Origin of the sequence: Pseudomonas lurida (assembly GCF_002563895.1) — a bacterium.
In the GTDB taxonomy this organism is placed as follows: domain Bacteria; phylum Pseudomonadota; class Gammaproteobacteria; order Pseudomonadales; family Pseudomonadaceae; genus Aquipseudomonas; species Aquipseudomonas lurida.
Window position 1 is genome coordinate 107,501 of the sequence record NZ_PDJB01000001.1, and the last position, 19,407, is coordinate 126,907.

At 53.5% G+C, this 19,407-nt stretch carries 7 protein-coding genes, 3 rRNA genes and 2 pseudogenes (1 of these 12 running past the window's edge); 9 read left to right on the forward strand and 3 right to left on the reverse strand.

Annotation, left to right across the window (positions count from 1 at the left end):
- From ATH90_RS00545 to rrf (ATH90_RS00555), 3 genes are all read left to right on the forward strand, one after another.
- Positions 1-507, forward strand: a 23S ribosomal RNA gene (locus ATH90_RS00545) (it extends 2,385 nt beyond the left edge of the window).
- A 156-nt stretch (positions 508-663) separates the two neighbouring features.
- Positions 664-779: ribosomal RNA gene (gene rrf / locus ATH90_RS00550) — 5S ribosomal RNA — on the forward strand.
- A 109-nt stretch (positions 780-888) separates the two neighbouring features.
- Positions 889-1,004: ribosomal RNA gene (gene rrf, locus ATH90_RS00555) — 5S ribosomal RNA — on the forward strand.
- Positions 1,005-1,186: 182 nt separating this feature from the next.
- Here the strand turns inward: rrf (ATH90_RS00555) and ATH90_RS00560 are convergent.
- Positions 1,187-3,163: pseudogene (locus tag ATH90_RS00560) on the reverse strand (TonB-dependent siderophore receptor); the annotation flags it as partial.
- A gap of 361 nt (positions 3,164-3,524) precedes the next feature.
- Here ATH90_RS00560 and ATH90_RS00565 point away from each other — a divergent pair.
- The 4 genes and pseudogenes from ATH90_RS00565 (at position 3,525) to ATH90_RS00575 (ending at position 13,796) form a co-directional block, all read left to right on the forward strand.
- The gene (locus tag ATH90_RS00565) at positions 3,525-5,222 is read left to right on the forward strand and encodes a ShlB/FhaC/HecB family hemolysin secretion/activation protein (RefSeq protein ID WP_170041146.1); all 1,698 of its coding nucleotides are present in this window, start codon (positions 3,525-3,527) and stop codon (positions 5,220-5,222) included.
- A 32-nt stretch (positions 5,223-5,254) separates the two neighbouring features.
- Positions 5,255-7,651, forward strand: a complete 2,397-nt coding sequence (locus tag ATH90_RS29765; protein WP_342352864.1) for a two-partner secretion domain-containing protein — start codon at positions 5,255-5,257, stop codon at positions 7,649-7,651.
- A pseudogene (locus ATH90_RS00570) lies at positions 7,648-12,216 on the forward strand (hemagglutinin repeat-containing protein); the annotation flags it as partial. The gene ATH90_RS29765 and the pseudogene ATH90_RS00570, both read left to right, overlap by 4 nt.
- 1,079 nt (positions 12,217-13,295) lie before the next feature.
- On the forward strand, positions 13,296-13,796 hold the full coding sequence (locus tag ATH90_RS00575; RefSeq protein WP_090406889.1) for an Imm70 family immunity protein: 501 nt from the start codon (positions 13,296-13,298) through the stop codon (positions 13,794-13,796).
- 401 nt (positions 13,797-14,197) lie between these two features.
- On the opposite strand, the gene ATH90_RS00580 is transcribed toward ATH90_RS00575, so the two are convergent.
- Positions 14,198-14,683: a hypothetical protein gene (locus ATH90_RS00580; RefSeq protein WP_098465491.1), complete on the reverse strand. Its 486-nt coding sequence runs from the start codon at positions 14,681-14,683 to the stop codon at positions 14,198-14,200.
- A 50-nt stretch (positions 14,684-14,733) separates the two neighbouring features.
- A complete protein-coding gene (locus ATH90_RS00585) occupies positions 14,734-15,123 on the reverse strand; it encodes a helix-turn-helix domain-containing protein (RefSeq protein ID WP_199727392.1) in 390 nt (129 codons plus the stop codon).
- A 99-nt stretch (positions 15,124-15,222) separates the two neighbouring features.
- On the opposite strand from ATH90_RS00585, the gene ATH90_RS00590 reads away from it, so the two are divergent.
- Together ATH90_RS00590 and xerC are read left to right on the forward strand one after the other, a co-directional pair.
- Positions 15,223-18,252, forward strand: a complete 3,030-nt coding sequence (locus tag ATH90_RS00590) for a CHC2 zinc finger domain-containing protein (protein WP_098465492.1) — start codon at positions 15,223-15,225, stop codon at positions 18,250-18,252.
- A 12-nt stretch (positions 18,253-18,264) separates the two neighbouring features.
- On the forward strand, positions 18,265-19,362 hold the full coding sequence (xerC, locus tag ATH90_RS00595; RefSeq protein ID WP_098465493.1) for a site-specific tyrosine recombinase XerC: 1,098 nt from the start codon (positions 18,265-18,267) through the stop codon (positions 19,360-19,362).
- Positions 19,363-19,407: the final 45 nt, after the last annotated feature.

Below are 19,407 nucleotides of genomic sequence, written 5' to 3' on the forward strand. Positions count from 1 at the left end.
TGGTTCTGTATGGAAGGGCCATCGCTCAACGGATAAAAGGTACTCCGGGGATAACAGGCTGATACCGCCCAAGAGTTCATATCGACGGCGGTGTTTGGCACCTCGATGTCGGCTCATCACATCCTGGGGCTGAAGCCGGTCCCAAGGGTATGGCTGTTCGCCATTTAAAGTGGTACGCGAGCTGGGTTTAGAACGTCGTGAGACAGTTCGGTCCCTATCTGCCGTGGACGTTTGAGATTTGAGAGGGGCTGCTCCTAGTACGAGAGGACCGGAGTGGACGAACCTCTGGTGTTCCGGTTGTCACGCCAGTGGCATTGCCGGGTAGCTATGTTCGGAATAGATAACCGCTGAAAGCATCTAAGCGGGAAACTAGCCTCAAGATGAGATCTCACTGGAACCTTGAGTTCCCTGAAGGGCCGTCGAAGACTACGACGTTGATAGGTTGGGTGTGTAAGCGCTGTGAGGCGTTGAGCTAACCAATACTAATTGCCCGTGAGGCTTGACCATATAACACCCAAGCAATTTGACTACTCTAACGAGCATCAGATTGCGGTGTGTGAAGACGAAATGAACCGAAAGTTCGAATCTCACAAACACCGAAAGCTATCACATACCCATTTTGCTGAAGCGAGGCCAGCTGGCCACGACTCAGTACCCGAATTTCTTGACGACCATAGAGCATTGGAACCACCTGATCCCATCCCGAACTCAGCAGTGAAACGATGCATCGCCGATGGTAGTGTGGGGTTTCCCCATGTGAGAGTAGGTCATCGTCAAGATTAAATTCCAAAACCCCTGTTTGCTGACGCAAACAGGGGTTTTGTTTATGTAGAAGTCCATGAATTTCACCGGCACGTTGCCAACGCAACGGTCTGGTACACAGAATTTCTTGACGACCATAGAGCATTGGAACCACCTGATCCCATCCCGAACTCAGCAGTGAAACGATGCATCGCCGATGGTAGTGTGGGGTTTCCCCATGTGAGAGTAGGTCATCGTCAAGATTGAATTCCGAAACCCCTGTCTGCTAGCGCAGACAGGGGTTTTGTCGTTTAGGGGTCGTACTTATCGGTGCTTCTACGGCTCCACTGGCCGCTCCTCAAGCAATGATGGGCGGGTGGAGGCTGCAGGTAGAAAAAAGCCAACGCCCGTTATCAGGCGCCGGCTTGGTTTGAACTTAGGCGTATCAGAACTGATAACTCACAGTCGCGCTGAGATTACGTTCTTCCCCCAGATAGCAGAAGTTCAGGCTGGCACAGGAAGCCACATAAGTCTCATTGGTAAGGTTGTTGGCATTGAGCCTCACATCGACACCCGCCAGTCCTACTTTGCCCAGGTCATAGCCTACAGACGCGTCAAACAGCGTGTAGGACGGTACCTTCATAGTGTTCTCCGCATCAGCCCAGCTATAACCGACATACCGCACCCCACCCCCCAGCCTCAATCCGTCCAGCGCTCCGCTATCGAACTTGTAATCCGCCCAGACCGACGCCATGTGACGCGGTGCTTGAGTGGGCGAATTGCCCTTGTTCTCGATCACGTTGTCAGCAGTACTCAAGGTACTCACCATCGATTTGGAGTACGCGATATCGGTAAAGGTGTAGCTACCCAGAACCTTGAGGTTGTCGGTCAACTGCATATGTGCTTCCAGTTCCAATCCCTGTGAGCGAACGGCCCCTACAGCACGATAGAAGTTTTCCTGGGGTAGCTTGGTCGCCAAGTTTTCCTGGTCGATGCGAAACCACGACGCTGTGAACAGATTGTCCGTGCCTGGCGGCTGGTACTTCAGGCCCACCTCCCACTGCGTTCCATCAGTCGGTGCCAGCGGGTTGCCTGCGCTGTCTGAATAGGAGTTGGGATTGAAGGATTCGGAATAGCTGAGGTAGGGCGCCAGCCCATTATCAAACAGATACATCGCCCCGGCGCGCCCAGTGAGCTTGGTGCGTTTGTCACTGATTTCGGTGCCAATCGGGCGGCTCGTCTCGGAGATCCGATTCTCATCGGACGTCTCTACCCAGTCCTGCCGCAGCCCCAGGGAAAATCGCCATTTATCCATTTCAACCAGGTCTTGCAGATAGACGCCAGTCTGCTCGAGCCGGCGCAGGTAACTGGTTGGGCTGTCATAGCGGATAGCGGAATTGCCATACACAGGATTGAATGCATTGATTGACTGTAGCGACCCACTCGTCCAATCCACTACGGTTTTACGCCGCTGGTAATCGGCGCCCATCAGCACCGTGTGTTTGGTTGCCCCAGTGAAAAACTCGGCTTGCAGCATGTTATCGATGATAAAAGCGTGCAGCTTCTCATCGCCTCCCGAGTAATAGCGGTTCAGCTCATTGCTGGTCGGTGTGGTCCAGCCATACGCATACACCTGGTCCAACTGCACGTTGGAATCCAGGTACCGGAAGTTTTGTCGGGCAGTAAAGACATCATTGAAGCGATGTTCGAACTGATACCCAAAGGATTGTTGATCACGCCGGTACCCATCCACCCCCGGCTCGCCTTCGAAGAAATGGCTGGAGATCCTCTGGCCATTACGTTGGTGCAGCGCGCCGTCGGCCGGCATACCGCTGTGATAGCCTCCATCAGGGTCGTGCTGAAGATAAGCCTGGAGCGTCAGCGAGGTGTCATCGGTAAAGTCCATGCTCAACGTTGGCGCCAACGCGTACCGCTGTTCCCTGGCGTGGTCGAATTGTGTGTCGGACTTATCCGCCAGTCCCGTCAAACGATAGGCGATGCGTTTGTCGTCATCTACCGGGCCGCTGAAGTCAAAACCCATACCGCGTTGACGATGGCTGCCTACTGTCGCCTGTACCTGATGATAAGGCTCGAACAACGGCTTCTTGCTGGTCAGCGCCACCAGGCCGCCGGGCGAACTGCGCCCGTACAACACCGAAGAAGGTCCTCTGAGAATGTCCACGCGCTCCAGGAAATACGGATCAACCTGCATGGTGCTGTAAGTGCCGCTGTCCCCCATGGACTTCAAGCCGTCGAGGTAAATGTTATCCACGGACCCATCGTTGAAGCCGCGCATCGCCACATAGTCATAGCGGTGCGTCGCACCATAGGGGTTGGTCAACACACCTGGCGTGTAGCGCATGGCTTGAGCAACCGTCTGCGAACCTTGGTCATCCATCTGCTCGCGTGTCACCACCAAAACTAAGTAAATTCGTCAAAAAATATTTTGTTTAGAAATACCGTATCCATTCTCCAGGATCTGCATTTTCGATCACTTTTCTTGACCAGTGAGAGCACGGATAACCAAGTTATTCGATGAAAACGCGAGGTTCTCTCACCCTCAATTGGAACATTTGTACTCATAAAACGGAAAGTTCCATACCGTTTGTCGGATATTTATTTCACTCGTTACGTTTTATCTCGATAAAAATCAATGAATTAACCTGGACTCTTAAAAACGCATTAGGTGTCATGATATTGGCGTCATTTATATGTGATGTTATTTTAAGTCGATTAATAAAAACTATGGATGGAATATGCGAGCGGCTCCCCATTATTCTCAGATGCTGCTCTGCCTGGCATTTTTAGGCGAAAGTGCTGCCCAGCGTGCCTTTGCATCGCCTAGCCCAGGCGATTTGAACCTCATTCGTGGTCAACAAAACCAATTGCTTGAAGAGCAACGCCGTCGCCTTGAAGATATCAAGGAGCTGCCAGGCAAATCTGAAGCGGCCTCCGCTACGGTGGCACCGGAGGATTCACGCTGCTTTCTCATCAAAACCATCGAATTTAAAGGCGCTGATGCCCTGTCGGTAGCCGAGCGCGACCGCTTGCTCAAGCCCTACATCGGTCAATGCCTCGGTGTGTCGCAACTGAACGCGCTACTCAAGGCGGTTACCGATCAATACGTTGATAGGGGCCTCGTCACCAGCCGTGCGTACTTGCCGCAACAAGACCTGTCCAGTGGGCACCTGCAGGTGCTGGTGGTGGAGGGCAAGCTTGAAGGGTTGAAGGCGGGCGAAGGTAGCCAACTGTCTGAGCGTGAGTTGTCCATGACCTTTCCAGGTCAACTCGGTGTGCCGGTCAACCTTCGGGAAATCGAACAACTGCTGGAGCAACTCAACCGGTTGCCGTCGAACAAGGCCAAGATGGACCTTGCACCTGGCTCTCAGGTAGGTGGTAGCAATGTGGTGGTTAACAACACCCCCCAAAAACCTTGGCTCGTGAGCCTTACACGCAGCAATGAAGGCCAAAAAAGCACGGGCGAACAACAATGGGGGACCGGCTTTGAGTGGGATAGTCCTTTGGGTTTGGCTGATCAATTGGTGCTTCGCGGTGGTCATGATGCAATCAGCGACCATCAAAAAACCTCCAAAAACGCCGCACTCAACTACAGCTTGCCGTGGGGCTGGTGGACCTTCAGCTACGCCTATAGCGAGAGCGAATACCGCTCATTAGCCCAAGGCAACGGCTTTGATTTCAAACAAACAGGTGATAGTGAAAACCACCAATTGCGTGCCGAGCGGGTTGTCTACCGCGATGCATTGAGTAAAACCTCGCTCAACGTCGGTGTGTCCCATCTGCGCACCAACAACTACATCGAAGACAGTCGCCTAGCGGTGAGCAGCAATCGCTTGAGCGAGCTGCAACTGGGGATCAACCACGGTCGTCGGGTGGGCAGTGCCTTCGTCAACATTGACCTGGGTGTGCAGAACGGCATCGGCGCCTTTGATGCCCAGCGTAATAACCAGCACCGAGATCAATTGGGCAGTCTCACGGCCACCCCGGACTACCGCAAATACACCGGCACAATCAGCTATCTGCAGCCGTTCACGCTGTGGGGTGAGTCATTGAGTTTTACCAGCCTGGTTACCGGTCAGCGCAGTGAGGACGTGTTGTTCAGTGCGCAACGCATGAGTTTGGGAGGGCTGTCGTCTGTTCGCGGTTACAAGGATCAAACCCTCTCGGGCGACAGTGGTGGCTACTGGCGTAACGACCTGCGCTGGAGCCGCCCCGTAACTCTGGATTGGTTGCGTCCCGTACTCAGTGAATACGGCACCAGTTTGGGTTATGACCAAGGTGTGATCCGGCGCGACCGTTACAACGAAAACGTCCACGGCAGGGTATCCAGCAACTCCTTGGAGTTTTTCGCCAAAGGCCAATACCTCAGCACGAGTGTCACTCTTGCCCATTCCCTGGAACGTCCGAACGTAATCACCGAGCGCGAAGCGCCGATTTATTTCCGTATGGACTTTTTCCTTTAATTCTCTTTTTCGCTCTTTTTGAGATATTCGACATGGACGTTCTCCGTTCGGCTTCTTTGGCTCGTCAATTTTCTGTGCCTCTGACAACCCGAGAGCATTTTTGGGGAATGCCAAAGCGCGGGCTAGCCTTGTTGTTGGCCAATGTCATGTTCTGGCAACCCTTGTGGGCACAGGCTGATGGCATTGCGGTCAGTGGACCGAGCACGACCTTGGGTCAGGCGGGTAATGGAGTGCCGATCGTCAACATTGCCGCACCCAATGGCAGTGGTTTGTCTCACAACCAATTCAGTGACTATAACGTCGGTCAACAGGGCGTCATTCTTAACAACTCCACTAACCGCACCCAATCAACCCAGTTGGGCGGGATCATTCTGGGCAACCCTAATCTCAAGGGTAACGCGGCCAATATCATCCTCAACGAGGTGACCGGTGGTAGCCCCAGTCAGTTGCGTGGCTATACCGAAGTGGCGGGCCAATCGGCCAAAGTCATTGTTGCCAACCCGTATGGCATTAGTTGCAACGGCTGCGGGTTTATCAACACCCCCAATGTGACGTTGACCACGGGCAAACCGGTCTTGGATAACGGACGCCTGGACCATTACCAAGTGGATGGGGGGGCAATCTCCATTGATGGGCAAGGTTTAAATGCCAGCAACGTGGGCAGCTTTGAAATCATCACCCGCGCCGCGCAGGTCAATGCCCAAATCAACGCCAACCAACTGACCGTTGTGGCGGGGCGTAACGATGTTAATGCTCAAACCCTGGCCACTACCACCCGTGCAGACGACGGCAGTACTAAACCCCTATTGGCTATCGACTCCAGCGCTTTGGGTGGGATGTACGCCGGGGCTATTCGTCTGGTGGGGACTGAAGCGGGTGTCGGCGTAAAACTTGACGGCACGATGGCCGCCAGTGGTGGTGATATTCAGCTCGATGTCAATGGGCATTTGAGTTTGGCGCAAGCGGCAGCCAGTGGTGCGGTCACCGTCAAAGCCGTCAGTGCTGATTTGCAAGGGCCGGTCTATGGCGGCTCGACGCTGGCGGTCAACACGCAGGGCGATTTGAACAGCCGTAAAACCCTGGCGGCGCGTGACACCATCACCCTTACCAGCGGTGGTCAACTGACCAACAACGGCATCATCGAATCGGGTGTAAATGCCGATAACACGCGTAATAACACAGGTGATGTTCAGGTCACCACACAGACGCTGACCAACACTGGTAACAGCATCATTGCCAGTCGCACTCTTAATATTAGTGCGACTGGGACCGTCAATAACCAAGGCGGCACCTTAAGCGCCAAACAAGCCGCAACGCTCACCGCAAACTCCCTGGACAATCAAAACAAGGGACGAGTACTCAGCACCGGCAATCTGGATGTAACCGTAAACCAAGTACTCAATGCCCAAGGCGGTTTGATCACCAGCAGCGGCCCTTTAACGGCCACGTTAGGTGAGCTCAATAACCGTAGTGGTGAAATATCGAGTCTTGATGCAGCGACGATTACCGTGGCCACGTTGGACAACGTAGCGGGTCTGGTCACTGCCGGTAGTGCGTTGAAATTTTCAGCCAGCGGCGGCATCAACAACCGACGTGGCGAGATTTCCAGTAGCCAAAGCCTAAATCTTGTAGGGCGAGCCCTGGACAACAGCCAAGGCAAGCTGATCAGTAACGACGCGTTGACGTTAAACGGCACTAACCTGATTAACCAAGGCGGTCTGATTTCCGGTTTGCAGGGTGTGAGCGTGACGGGCACCGACCTGGACAACCGCAACAGCGGCACCGTTTCCAGCCGCTACGGCAATGTTGACGTTGAAGTGAGTAATGCACTGCAAAACAGTGGTTCGGGCGCATTGGTCAGTCAAAAAGACTTAACCGTCACAGCGGCCAGTCTGGATAACAGTGATAAGGGCATTGTTTCCAGCGGTGGAGGTCAAACTCTGACGATCAGCGATGTGCTCATCAATAGCCAAGGCGGCTTGATCGACAGCGGTGCCGACCTCGACCTCAACGCACACACCCTCAATAACACCGCTGGCGTCATCAACGCCCAGCGCACACTCACCCTGACCGGGACGAGTCTTGATAACACGCAAGGCAGCCTGGCCAGTAACGGTTCTGTCACCCTCGATCTTTTAGATGCCCTGACCAATACCCATGGGTTGCTCAGCAGTGGCGGTGACTTTTTATTAAAGCGGTCCACCCAAGTCAATAACCAGGACGGTCAATTGGCGAGTCAAGGGCTGTTGACATTGTTGATCGGTGGCTTGGATAACCGCAATAGTGGCACGGTAGCGGCTAACGACACGCTGACTCTCACAGCAACTGGGGCGGTGCTAAACGGCGACGATGGTTTAATCACCAGCAAAAACGCTGACCTTATTCTTAAATCCGACAGTCTCGACAATGCCAAAGCCAAACCGCATTGAATCTTGATGTATCAGGTGCTGCGGATAACCAAAGCGGCAAGCTCATTGCCCAAACAGGTGATGTTACTTTCAAGGCCGATAGCCTGGATAACCGTGGCGGTACACTGGCAAGTCTCATGGGCAACCTTCAAGCGCACACGGTGGGTGTGCTGCGCAATGGTTACGATCTCAATGACAATCGGCAGGGCGGCACTGTTCAGGGGCAGAACCTAAAACTGATCACGGGCAGTGTTGATAACTACGGGGGACGCATTGCTGCGCAAACCGGCGACGCCGAGGTCACCACCGGCAATTTCGACAATCGCAATGGCGGTCTTTACGCCAAAAAGTCCGTCAGTGTTACGGGCGCAGATTTTGATAACAGCGGTACGAACGATGGGCAGATTGCCGGTCAAGACATCACCCTCAATTTGAGCGGAGCCCTGAACAACCAAAAAGGCGTTATTGAAAGCGACAGTACCTTGAACATAACCGCTGTTAGCCTGGAGAACCAAAAAGGCCAGGTGCGTGCGTTGGGCAAGACTGGCAAGTCTGTGTTTCAAATCGGCGGTTTATTGGATAACCGCACTGGCACCTTGGAAGTCGCCAACCAAGACTTGGATATTCAAGTAGGCAGTTTCCAGAACACTGGCGGCACCTTGCTGCATGTGGGCTCCGGCACGTTGGGCATTGCTGCAGCGGCGCTCAATAATGCCGGTGGCAGTGTCACTACTCGCGGCGGCTTGACCATTGATCAAGACACATGGGCCAACAACAGTGTGATTCAGGCTGGGCGTCTGACGGTTAAGGTCAATACCTTGACCCAAGACGCCGGTGGTCAGTTGCTGGCTTCTGACAGTTTCACCGGCACTGGGAAAAACTGGACCACGGCGGGGTTGATTGCCAGTGATGGTACCTATGATCTGACCCTAGCGGGCAATCTGAATAGCACCGGACGTGCCAGCAGCCTGGGCAATTTTAACCTGACCGCTGCACAACTCGATTTGAGCAATACCGCGAGCCTTGCCGGTGGTGGTGCATCCACGGTCAACGTTACGGGCACGCTGACTAACAAGGGTCGCATAACCTCCGCTAGCGATTTTGTCCTGAACGCAGGCACGCTCAACAACTACGGGACGTTGGGCAGCGGTCAAAAACTCACCGCTACCACTGGCGCACTGCTTAATGATCACGGGTTGATTTTCAGCGGTGGCGATATGAGCCTTCGGGTTGATGCGCTGAACAACCTGTATGCCGATGTCTACAGCCTGGGTAATTTGAGCATCGACCGTGATGGTCAGGGCGGATTGGCTAGCAGCATTATCAACAGCTCTTCGAGCATTCAAAGCGACGGTAATTTGAGTCTGGCGGCGAGCACGATTCAAAATATTCGCGCCATTCTCACCGTCAGTAATCCGGGGATTTATACCGCAAGGATCGGTGAAGTCACCTGCATTGAAGGGTATAACGCAGGCGATTGCAGCGGTAAGCAAAATCACGTCTGGGAGATTGTTCAGCGTGAAAAGCTGGAGGTGACTGACGCCAGCAGTGCTTCAAGTATCACCTCGGGCGGATCCCTGAATATTAATGCCGGTGATCTGCTTAACCAGAGCAGCACCATCGCTGCTGCTGGTGATTTGGTAGCGAACCTCAACACCCTGACCAACACGGGTGTGGAGACGAGTGATACTGAAACGACGCGTGTGTACCTTTCAGAACGCACGCGTAATGCGGGTGCTTGGTACAACGCAGCTAGTTCTTTTACGAATAAGTACTGGTTTCAAAGTGCAGGGTACACCCCCAATGATTTGGGTGGCTTAACGGCGGCCATCAGTAGCTTCATCGGCATGACTGAGAGAGAGTGGACCCAGTTTGGCTCTACGCGAAAACTGGCCAGCAGCGATCAACGTTATGCCGCAGTGATTCAGGCGGGTGGGACGCCTACTATCAAGGTCCAGGGTACGCTCGATAACAGCGTGGTACGCGCAGGTTATACCTATGTCGGTAGTGGTGTTAAAACCACCACCGATGCTTCCGGCGCCAACGCCGCCGCCGGTTACTCGACCAAAATCACGTTTAATTCCCAACTGCATCCTGACCTTTCGCAACAGCAAATCAACCCACTGAGTCTGCCTGGGTTTAGCTTGCCAACCGGCCAGAACGGGTTGTTTCGGCTCAGTGGTCAAGTGGGTAATTCTGGCGCGTCATCGTCCACCGCCCCTGTGACGAGTGTTCAGGGCGTGCCGGACATCAGCAGCCAGTCTCGCCCCCAAAAATACCTGATCGAAACCAACCCGGCGCTCACCGACCTTAAGCAGTTCATGAGTTCGGATTATTTACTGTCCAACCTGGGGTACAACCCTGACACCAGTTGGAAACGTCTAGGCGATGGACTTTATGAACAACGCTTGATTGAGCAGGCCGTGGTGGCCCGTACCGGGCAGCGATTCATTGATGGGCAGACCTCCAATCAAGACCTGTTCAAGTATCTGATGAACAACGCTATCCAGAGCAAGCAGCAATTGAATCTGGCTGTTGGCGTGAGTCTGACGGCGGAACAAGTCGCCGCCCTGACTCACGATATTGTTTGGCTGGAAACCGCCGAGGTCAACGGTGAAAAGGTGCTGGTGCCTGTGTTGTATCTGGCCCAAGCCACTAACCGCTTGGCGCCCAATGGGGCCTTGATTGCAGGCAACGACCTTAATCTGATTGCTGGCAAGGATCTTCAGAACGCCGGGACATTGCTCGCCACCCGAAACCTGTCCGCTCAAGCCGGTCAGAATGTGGTTAACAGCGGGCTGGTACAGGCGGGTAACCGTTTGGACTTTCTGGCGGGTAATACGCTGGTCAATACAGCCGGTGGCGTCATCGCTGGCCGTGATGTGACCCTGACTGCGACCCAAGGCGATGTGGTCAACGAGCGCAGCGTAACCACGCACCAGAGCAGCAGTGGCTACCGCACCGAACGGACTGACTTTGTTGATAGCGCTGCGCGAGTAGAGGCCGCAAACAGCCTAACCGTGCAGGCGGGGCGGGATGTTAATAACGTCGGCGGCGTGATCAAGAGCGGTGCAGGTACGACTATCAATGCAGGCCGTGATGTAAATCTAGTCGCGGCAGAGCAGAACAACACCAATGCGGTTACAACGCGGTCCAGTAGTGCTAGCACCACACAGTATGGCTCGACTGTTGATGCTGGCCGAGATCTGAGCATCAGCGCCGGTCGTGACGTTACTGCTGTGGCCAGTCAGATCAAGGCTACGCGTGATGTGTCCCTGGCGGCTAGTGAGAGTCTGACGCTGGCGTCGGCTGCGGATGAACAACACTCATCGTTTAAGTCGAAAAAGGTTAAGGCCCAAGAAGATCATGTCAGCCAAGTGTCCACCACGGTGACCGCTGGTGGTGATGTCGCGCTGGCTGCTGGAAAGGATCTAACGCTGATCGCAAGCAGCGTCAACGCAGGCGATGAAGCGTACTTGGTGGCTGGCGGAAAACTTGGTCTGTTGGCAGCAGAAGACAGTGATTACTCACTGTACGACATGAAAAAAAGTGGGGGTTGGGGCAGCAAGAAAACCAAGCGTGATGAAGTGACCCAAGTCACCAACATCAGCAGTGAAATCAAGACCGGCGGCGACCTAACGCTCAAGAGCAGTGGTGATCAGCTTTACCAAGCCGCCAAGCTGGACAGTGGCAAAAATATCACCCTCGACAGCGGTGGTGCTATCACCTTCGAGGCGGTCAAGGACCTGCATCAGGAGAGCCACCAGAAGAGCAGTAGCGGTTTGGTGTGGAACAGCTCCAAGGGTAAAGGAAATACCGATGAGACTTTGCGCCAAACCCAGATAGTGGCGAAGGGACAACTTGCGATCAAGGCCGTCGAAGGACTACACATCGATATCAAACAGATCGACCAAAAAACGGTAGGTCAGGCTATCGATGCGATGGTGACGGCCGATCCGCAGCTTGCCTGGCTCAAGGATGCCGAGAAGCGAGGTGATGTTGACTGGCGCACAGTTCAGGAGGTTCACGAAAGTTTCAAATACAACAACTCAAGCCTAGGTGGAGCTGCGGCATTAGTTATCGCGATTATCGTCACGTACTTTACTTGGGGGTTGGGTGCCGGGCTTGTTGGAGCGGCCTCCACGACGACGACAGGCATTGCGGCAAGTAGCGTATACACCGCTGTAGCGATAAAAGTTGCGACAAGTGCCATCAACAACAAAGGCAATCTCGGCGCTATCGCCAAAGATGTGACTTCTGGCGAAAGCCTGAAAGGGTACGCAATAGCAGGGATTAGTGCCCCAATATCAAAACTGTTCGGTGTGACCGGAGCTTTAACCGCTTCAGATCTTGGTAGGCAACTGGCGGTCAATTCGGCGTTAAGAACCGTCGCAAATGGCGGCAGCTTTACAAAAAATGTGGGACAAGCCGCAATTGATCTGGCATCTAGTCTCGTATCAGGGATGATTTACGAGCGCGTAGGCAGTTCGCTAAGTGGTTCTGGCCTCTCTACCAAAGTGGCTGTGCATGCCATTGTGGGCGGTTTGATTGCGGAGGCTGCCGGAGGTGACTTTGCGTCGGGCGCTATCGCAGCAGGCGCGAACAAGGCGCTGATACAGACCTTTGGCGCTGAAATGTTTCCAGGTGACGCTCATGATCGCCTGTTAGCGATGACCTCACAACTGATAGGTATGACCGTCGCGGCTGGGGTTGGCGGTAGTAGCAAGGACCAAGAGATTGCTGGTTGGGTTGCACAGCAAGGTACGGTTTATAACTACCTTGAGCAGTCAGATGTTAAGGCATTTGCCTCTGGAATGGCTTCGTGCAAAGACGACGACGAATGCCAGCGGAACAAGTGGAAAAATGAGCGTTACGACGAAGAGAGCCTTTACAAAACTCAATATGCGCTAAGCCTTACCAGTTCGTTGTTAGCCAAAGATAAATTGCCGGAAATCATCGCCTCTATTGATGATCTGATGGCGATTCAATGTGTTACGTCGGTTTGTGAGGGCTATAAAACCCTATTGGTGAGCCGTGCTGTCGCAGCGGCAACCCATTTGACTCAACAAATTGCTGATTGGGGCCCTTCGATGGATCGGCTGGCCTTGTTGCAAGCTGGGGGAGCTACGAGTAGCAGTTTGGAGCCAAGGCCGAAGCTTCCTGGGGCGACCGAACCTGCTGGCTTGACTCAGCTCGAAAAGGCAATAAAGTACCTACAAGGTGCAAAAGCTACTGGTGGCGTTGCTGGAAAGGTAGATGATCTTGCCTCTACTGGGACACCTGTTCGTCCCACACCCCAAAAATCTGAAATTGATGTCGGCGCTGATCTTGGTGCTGGAGCTCGCCCACAAGTCAGTTATAAAAATGGACAAGAAGTTCCTTACGGCACTTCGGGTAGTGTTCGTCCAGACTGGTGTGTAGGTAACGTATGCAGTGTTGAAGTGAAAAACTACAACATCGCAAAAAATCAAAGCGGATTGATTAGTAATGTTTCCAAGCAAGCCCTCCAGCGAGCTGAAAATTTACCGCAAGGAATGCAGCAGCAAGTCGTTATTGATATTCGAGGGCAAGCTGTTACGCCTGTGCAGCGTGCGCAAATCGTTCGTGGAATAGTTGATAAGTCAAATGGGGCAATATCTCCCTCATCCATCAGGTTTAAAGCAGAATGAAAAATGTAGGTGTTCTTGCCGCAATGACAATATCTGTCTTAGGTCCAGCCTCTGACGTTGACTGTTTTTTTAAGTCAGTTGTGTTTTTTCTTGAGGGCGGCAAAAGAGGAAGCAGGTATCCCTTGGTTACAGAGAAGCTTTATTGCCGCTCTTTAAGCAAAAACGAACTGGCTGAGTTAAAGATAGATTTAGAGAGTGTAAGGGCTGAGTTTAATAGCATTCCTGCGGATAGCTTTGATATAAGCGCTTTCGGGGTGGACGAGGAAAATACTCGTTTGCTTTTGAGTGGTAATACTCTGGCTGATATCTTTGCTCGCTTCTTCAAAATTATTTTTGATGCTGTCGAATGTTCAGATGTTTTTTATAAAGAGTTTAATGAGTACGTCCCTTTAAGAATCGGCTTTACCGACGCGCCTGACTATATTTTTGATGTGAATCGTTCCGAAGACTTGTATAACTCTCTTGCTTCTGACGAGTTACCGTTCTGGCGTCGCTGATCTGTAGAAATTCTATTTTTTATTTAGCACCGGCTTAACGCCGGTGTTTTTGCATCCGATTTGCAGCCCTTTTGCTATCTATTTGCTTCCCTTTTGCTCCCAGGTTGCATCCTTTCTGCACTCAGGTTGTACCCCTTTTGCACCCATCCTTACGACCTACGGTCTACCTGCTCAATACGCCCTTTTTCAGCATGATTTTTCGCTCCTTAACAGGAGCAAAATCTCAATACACAACACGCACCCCCGTCCGGGGTAAGTGTTTCCTTGTAGATCAAAGGGTTAGCCATTTTTCGTGCTGATTGGTGGTTATACATTTGTAATACAAAACAGAGCTAACTATTTGATTTGTCTAGGATCATGTGTATAGCTTTTGTTATACATCGCTCCATAACTTCGCTTGCTTAGCTGTTTCGCCTGTCCCGAGCCTTTTCCAACGGATCAACCAGTTGCTCTGTCATGGCCAGCAGAAAGAATCCCCAGACGATAGCGGCATAAGCCCAAAAGCTATTGAGGTACTGTAGCCAAATGAAATGATCGTGACCAAATATGCTCAGCAGAGCATAGGCAAACAACAAAGCTGCGATAACTGGAAAGAGCAGAAAATTTGTCTTTAGGTACAGCTCAAAATGTAGTTCGGCAATTAGTTTGTAAGTGAGAAGTGCTATTCCGCCGGACCAAATGGCTTTTAGCCCAAAAATAAGAAAGAATCGTCTCGTCTGAACAGCTTCTGAGAGATGATCTGGTATGCCGAACCATATGCTGCCGTCAACCGAAATCTGTGGGCCACTTATTAGGAAATAAGCCACTGCCAGCATTGGCCAAGCAAGGATTTTTGAAAGGTCTTGCAGGTTTTTTACATCAGTGAGTTTCGGCATTACGTCAGCCATATTCGAGCAGTCCTTAGTTTCGTATATCTACCCGTCCTTGGTTTTCTCGGTTATGCGCCGGGCAGCCTATTGTTATCCGTCCCCATGATTTTTGATGCCTGATACTTGAGAATCATCCCATCGAGCAGTGCCTTTATCACTGATTTCTCGGCTTCGGGCATATGGCTGACGGCCTCAAAGCGGAGGCGCAAATCGTCGGACGGCCCGCGTTCTCCTTCAGCAAACACCAAATCATCCAAACTGACGTGCAGAGCCTGAGCAAGCCGAATTAGGGCTTCTAAGGTTGGCTGCGCCGTCCCTGCCTCATAACGCCGAATCTGATTAACGTGCACTGACGCGGTGTCAGCCAGAGTTTGCTGGGTTAGATCGGCGGCTTTGCGCAGCTGGATCAGGCGTGTGGGGAAATGCATGGGTAGGAACCAGATCGTTTCGGATTCCATAACTGTATGCCCTGTCTCTGATAAGGTTTGACTTGGACACAGTATAAGGTATTAAAATAAAACCTCAAACGAGCGTTGACGTATTTTGGAGAAAACCCGATGGCCCGCATCCCCGAAGCCGAACTGGAACGCCTCAAACGGGAGGTGTCGCTGGTTCGGCTGATCCAGTCGCAGGGTCATGAGTTGAAAAAGCGCGGCAAGGACTGGGTAATGTGCTGCGTGTTTCATGACGAAAGCACACCCAGCCTGTCGGTCTCCGAGGAGAAAAATCTCTATCACTGCTTTGGCTGCGGGGCCGCAGGTTCGGTGATCGATTGGGTGATGAAAACTCAAGGCGTGTCGTTGCCGCACGCGGTTCAACTGCTGCGCAACGACGCACCACTGGAGAGCGCGGAAAAAGTCGGTGTGTCGCGCAGCCAAACCCGACACCTCCCTTCTTTAGCTGCGGGCTCTTCTGATCTTGAAGCCGCGGCGCTGCTGCGTTCGGTGGCTGAGTTCTATCACGCCAATTTCAAACAGTCCCCCGAAGCATTGGCCTATCTGGCGTCTCGCGGCCTGAACCATCCCGAGCTGATCGAGCATTTTCAGCTCGGCTATGCCAATAAAACCCTGACCTATCGTTTGCCTGCCGGATATACCCAGGCAGGCCGCCAGATGCGTGAGCAGTTGCAGGCCTTGGGTGTTTTGCGTTCTACCGGACACGAACATTTAAACGGTTGTCTGGTCGTGCCGGTGTTGGGTCTGGAAGACGGCGCGCAGCCGGAGCAATCCGGGCGAGTGATGCAGCTTTACGGACGGCGAATGCAGCCGAACAACAAAATTCCGGCTAACCAATCTCGGCATTTGTACTTGGCCACGCCGTTGCGCGGAGTCTGGAACGAAGCGGCGTTGTTGGCCAATCTGGAAATTATTCTCTGTGAGTCGCTGATCGACGCCATGACCTTTTGGTGTGCGGGTTTTCGCAACGTCATCAGCGCTTACGGTGTGAACGGTTTTTCCCAAGATCACTGGCAGGCCCTGAAACACCACGGCACCCAGCGGGTAATTATTGCTTTCGACCGCGACTCAGCGGGAGACGCAGCAGCCGAAAAACTGGCCGAGGAACTACGCTCTGCCGGCATCGAAGTATTTCGTTTGTTGTTCCCACAAGGTATGGACGCTAACGCTTTCGCCTTGCAGGTAGAAAATCCGGCCCAGGCGCTGGGCGAACTGCTGCAACAGGCGCTGTGGCAGGGCCAAGGCATGCCGGTTTTGGTCGAGCCAGAAATCACTTTTTCTTTAGCCGCTGCGCCGCAGGCAACCGCCGAGTTGCCACCGGTGCCGGGAGTTTCCGATTCGGAAACTTTGACGGTCGCGGGACCAGTTTCCGAATCGGAAACTTTTAGCGAAAACGCCCAGGGCGATCTTTTGTTGGCCGTTGCCGACCGTCGATGGCGGGTACGTGGCTGGAAAAAGAACCTCGGCCCGGAGCAAATGCGGGTCAATGTGCAGGTGCGCCGCGAGGTCGCCGAAGAGCACGTAATGGGCCGCGAAGCGGCCTATTACGTGGACAGTTTTGATTTGTATGCGGCCAAAGCCCGGTATAGCTATTTGAAACAGGCCAGCATAGAGCTGGGCGTGCCGGAAGAAATTATCAAGCGCGACCTGGGCAAGTTGTTGCTCAAGCTGGAAGGTTTGCAGGAAGCGACAATCCAGGCGGCACTGGCCCCGAAAAATCCCACCCCGACGCTGAGCGCCGAGGATGAGCTGGCCGCATTAAACCTGTTGCGTGCGCCGAATCTGATCGAGCGCATCGAGGCAGATTTGACCCGTTGTGGTGTCGTCGGTGAATCCTACAACCTGCTGGCCGGGTACTTGGCGGCCGTTTCTCGCAAACTTGATCAGCCCTTGGCGGTGTTAATTCAGTCATCAAGCGCGGCCGGTAAATCAAGCCTGATGGACGCAGTTCTAAACCTGATGCCGGAAGAAGAACGCATCCAATACAGCGCCATGACCGGCCAGAGCCTTTTCTATCTTGGCGAAACGGATCTGCAACACAAGATTCTGGCCATCGCCGAGGAAGAGGGCGTTCGCCAAGCGGCCTATGCCCTGAAATTGCTGCAATCGGACGGCGAATTGACCATTGCCAGCACCGGCAAGGACGAAGCCACCGGCAACCTGGTGACCAAGCAATACAGCGTCAAGGGCCCGGTGATGTTGATGCTCACCACCACGGCCATCGACGTGGACGAAGAACTGCTCAACCGTTGTTTGGTGCTGACCATCAACGAAAGCCGCGAACAAACCGAAGCCATTCACGCAGCCCAACGCAAAAAACAAACCCTCGACGGCCTGCTGGCCGACGCTGAAAAACAGGCGATTACTCGCCTGCATCAGAACGCCCAGCGCCTGATCAAAACCGTGGCGGTGGTCAATCCGTTTGCTGATCAACTGACGTTTCTTTCGGACAAAACCCGCACCCGGCGCGACCACATGAAGTACCTGACGCTGATTCGCTGCATTGCCTTGCTGCATCAGCATCAACGCCCGATCAAACACGTCGAGCATCGCGGCAAATCCCTGGCCTACATCGAGGTCACGAAGGGCGACATTGTGTTGGCCAACCGGCTGGCCCACGACATTCTTGGTCGCACCCTGGACGAACTACCGCCGCAAACGCGGCGTTTGCTGGAGCTGTTGCAAGGCTGGGTCGAGGCCCGAAGTCAGGCGCAGGGACTCAAAGAAAAAGAGTTTCGGTTCGGTCGCAAGGACGTGCGCGAGGCCACTGGCTGGGGAGATACCCAGTTAAAAATCCATTTGGGCCGACTGACCGAACTGGAATACCTGCTGCTGCACCGCAAGGGGTTGGCCCATGAATACACCCTCACGTATGACGGCAAAAGTGGCAACCAACCGCACCTGATGGGCTTGATCGATGCCGACCAACTCGACAACACATCCGCTCGGTCGGGGGATTCAGAAAAGCGGTCGGACTCAGGTCGGGTCATGGTCGGTACTCAGTCGGACACCCTCAACCATGCGCAAAGCCACGCTGTTTCTGGCGTTGAGGCCGAAGCGGTCGGCCTGAACGAAAAAGCACTGATCCAGCCGCCACAAAAAAACCACTCCGCGTTGTCCAGCGCCGTCTAAGTCGAGGTGGTTATGCCGAAAAAAGGCGAGAGCAAAAAACAGCGTGTGTCGGAACAAATCATTGGCCCGCTGGGCGATCCGGGCAGCCTGTATTTTCAGATGAAACAGTTCCTGCAATACCAGCGCGAACGGGGTTATTCCGAGCGCACCGTGGGCAACCGCGAAAGCCTGCTGATTGCGTTTATCCGCTGGTGTGACGAACGAGGTCTGACCCGACCACAAGAAATCACCCGACCGATTTTAGAGCGCTACCAGCGTCATCTTTTTTTGTATCGAAAAGCCGATGGCGAAGCGCTGTCAGCGCGTAGCCAAACGGTGCGCATCACACCAATTCGGGTGTGGTTCAAGTGGCTGACCAAAACCAACCGCATCTTGTACAACCCGGCTTCCGACCTCGATCTACCGAGGATGGAACAGCGTTTGCCGAAACATATCCTCAGCAGCGACGAAGCTGAACGCATCCTCAATGTGCCGGACACCCAAACCCCGACCGGCATCCGCGACAGGGCGATGCTGGAAACCCTCTACAGCACCGGCATGCGCCGCATGGAGTTGATTGGCCTGAGCTGGAGCGCCATCGACTACGAGCGCGGCACGGTGATGATTCGTCAGGGCAAGGGCAAAAAAGATCGGATGATTCCCATCGGCGAGCGGGCCTTGGCGTGGATCACCAAATACCGCGACGACGTCCGGCCCCATTTTGTTTTGGGCCAGGACGATGGCACCTTGTTTTTGACCCAGCAGGGCGAAGGATTTAGCCCCAATCGACTGACGCAACTGGTGCGCGAACACATCGAAAAAGCCAACATTGGTAAGCGTGGCAGTTGCCATTTGTTCCGCCACACCATGGCCACGCTGATGCTGGAGAACGGCGCCGATATTCGTTTTATCCAGGCCATGCTCGGGCATGTCAGCCTGAACACCACGCAGATTTACACCCAGGTCAGTATCCGGGCGCTCAAGGAAATTCACACTGCGACCCATCCGGCACGTTTGCAACGTCAGAACACAGCCAGCCAAACCATGGCTGAACCCCTTCCTGACGACCCGGTTGAGGCTCTGTTAACCGCTCTGGACGCCGAAGCGGACGAAGAGAGCGATCAGGCCTGACAAATGCCAGACAAACACATGACAAGTGCCTGACAAGCACCTGAA

Coding starts and splice junctions, on each gene's coding strand:
- ATH90_RS00565 (WP_170041146.1), top strand. CDS start 3,525: ATGCTGCTCTGCCTGGCATTTTTAGGCGAAAGTGCTGCCCAGCGTGCC.
- ATH90_RS29765 (WP_342352864.1), top strand. CDS start 5,255: ATGGACGTTCTCCGTTCGGCTTCTTTGGCTCGTCAATTTTCTGTGCCT.
- ATH90_RS00575 (WP_090406889.1), top strand. CDS start 13,296: ATGAAAAATGTAGGTGTTCTTGCCGCAATGACAATATCTGTCTTAGGT.
- ATH90_RS00580 (WP_098465491.1), bottom strand. CDS start 14,683: ATGGCTGACGTAATGCCGAAACTCACTGATGTAAAAAACCTGCAAGAC.
- ATH90_RS00585 (WP_199727392.1), bottom strand. CDS start 15,123: ATGGAATCCGAAACGATCTGGTTCCTACCCATGCATTTCCCCACACGC.
- ATH90_RS00590 (WP_098465492.1), top strand. CDS start 15,223: ATGGCCCGCATCCCCGAAGCCGAACTGGAACGCCTCAAACGGGAGGTG.
- xerC (WP_098465493.1), top strand. CDS start 18,265: ATGCCGAAAAAAGGCGAGAGCAAAAAACAGCGTGTGTCGGAACAAATC.